Origin of the sequence: Xenorhabdus stockiae (assembly GCF_002632825.1) — a bacterium.
GTDB lineage: Bacteria > Pseudomonadota > Gammaproteobacteria > Enterobacterales > Enterobacteriaceae > Xenorhabdus > Xenorhabdus stockiae.
Map to the genome: position 1 here is coordinate 1 of NZ_NJAJ01000105.1, position 2,160 is coordinate 2,160.

Annotated in this window: 3 protein-coding genes; all 3 read right to left on the reverse strand. The window is 46.3% G+C overall.

The window, feature by feature from the left end; translation table 11 throughout:
• Nucleotides 1–1,064 (reverse strand): toprim domain-containing protein (locus tag Xsto_RS20470; protein ID WP_211284363.1); only part of this gene is annotated, 1,064 nt, incomplete at its 3' end.
• Nucleotides 1,065–1,091: 27 nt separating this feature from the next.
• The gene (locus tag Xsto_RS20475; RefSeq protein ID WP_099126287.1) at nt 1,092–1,589 is read right to left on the reverse strand and encodes a Rha family transcriptional regulator; all 498 of its coding nucleotides are present in this window, start codon (nt 1,587–1,589) and stop codon (nt 1,092–1,094) included.
• An 18-nt stretch (nt 1,590–1,607) separates the two neighbouring features.
• A complete protein-coding gene (locus Xsto_RS20480; protein ID WP_099121754.1) occupies nt 1,608–1,889 on the reverse strand; it encodes a helix-turn-helix transcriptional regulator in 282 nt (93 codons plus the stop codon).
• Nucleotides 1,890–2,160 lie beyond the last annotated feature (271 nt).

Consider the following 2,160-nt stretch of genomic DNA (forward strand, 5'->3'; position numbering starts at 1 on the left):
CCCTCTTTTCGGGCTTGAGTGAACGGTATTAACGGATCACGCTCTTTTGCCCGGTGTTCGTCCAGATTAATGACGACTGATTTTGGTACTGACATATTCACTTCCACCTGATACAACCCTTCACTGAATGCCTGTTTTGCTGCCTCGATGCCGTGCTGCTGGCGATAATCGTCCCAGTCAGCCTTGTATTTTGTTGGCGGTAACACTACCCATCCATCAATAGCCTTAGCGGTTTTCTCGGCGGCAATCTTACCGACGTTCTTCTTGGGCTTGCCTTTATCGTCCAGTTCTTCCGGGGCGTACCAGTCATTGTCGGCGGCAAGGATGATTTTCACATCAGGCCACCGTTCCCTGACCTGTTTAGCCACCGTCGGTAAATTGCCTTCATCAATCGCAGCCAGTACCCAGCCCTCACACAATTGACTCACCGTTAAGGCGGTTGCATAGCCCTCCGTAATGATGATTGTGTCTGGTATTCCGATTACAGGTGATAAGGGGATAAAACTCCCCTTTTTTTGAGTACCAGCGACAAGACGTTTTTCACCCTTCGGATTAATGATTTGCGCACCGGTGATTGTGCCGTCCAGCGTCTGAGTGACCAGCAACAACGAACCGTTATTCAGTAGCCTATGATTGGGGCATGGCAGCCCCTTTTTGGTCAGATAATCAGATTGTCCGATAGTGGACTGAGCCACCAGCTTATTAACTTTCTCAGTTATCAGAGGAGCCTCTGATTTTGGCGCCTCCTTTCTGGCAGGCTGGGGTTCAGGCAAGGGAAGTAATAAAGCCTCAGAAACCACCTTAACCGCTTCAATTACCGTGATACCTTTAGCTTTCGAGAGTAAATCAAAACCGTCTCCGTGGTTCGGGTGTTCACACTGGCGACAATGCCAATTACCGTCCCCGTGGTCGTCTATAAAGTGAAAGCGATCATTCCCGCCACAGATAGGGCAAGCACCATGCTTACCCTTTGCAGGAACGTCCACACCACAGGCAGACAGTAAACCTTGCCACTGATTTTGCGCTACCGCTTTCACCGAACGAATATCAATATGACTTACCATTTCGGGAATCCCTCGCGGTGATGGAGTTCAAACTGAGCATTTTGTTCTGTGTCGTTCAGCGCTTCGGCGACGCTCTGCACCTAAATCCCTTAACGCATCGCGTGACTCATGGTAGTTCGGCAGATATTCACGGCGAATAGGTTCAACCGCTCGCTTCTTAGCAAAGGCTTTTGTTACGTCCAGCTTAAAGTGAACCATCAGCTCATGATCACGCCCTCGCACAAGGCGGCACATAAAATCGAACTGGTTTTCGTTGAGTAAATAATAGCGATTGTACTTAATTCCTCGCGCCCCAACCTCTTTCACTGCTGCGATTTCAAATGACGGCAGTGAACCAAACTCCCTTAGCTGCTTAATGTTGGCTTTGATTAGCTTATATAAGCTACGGTGTTGTAATCCGACACGCTTTGCAAACAAGCGGCTATCTATTCTCGATTCAGTTCTGTGCTGAACTAAAATAGGCTCCTGGCTGTTTTCAGCGTAAACAAGTCCCTGACCATTTAAGGCCGCATTTTTTGATGTCATAATTTTACCCTGTCTTAATTAATTTGATTTTCGGCTATAGGGGTTATTTACGTTTTCTACTGTTGGCGGATTACGTACCCAATGAAGCAGATCACTGAGCAACCAAGCACAGGAATTGCGGCCTAACGGCTTACGGGCTGGGAAGCGCCCTTCGTTTTCCAGTTTCCATGCTGATGTTCTGGAAATAGAAGTGATGTGCTGGCGTTCCTTTTCACGCACAAGACGATCATAAGGTTCGCCATACTCGGAAAGGATAGAGCGACGTTCTTCTGGCGTAGGAGTTGTATATTGAATGGTCATGTTACCCTCACTGTTTCGTTGTTTTTGTGAGGGTATTTTCTACGCTTAAAGTAAGCCTATCATCAGAAAGGAAAAATTAATTTAATCTTATAAATTTATCATTCAATTATTTATATGCAATTAACTTGAAGATGCAGGAATTAAAGTTTGGAAATTATCGGTCAGCCGGGTAGCTAATTCCTGTCCTTTTTCGGGTAAGGTGACATGAAAAAAATGATGAAGGGTTTTACGGAACGTTTTGGCATCCGGGAAATAGACATTGTTTCGTACC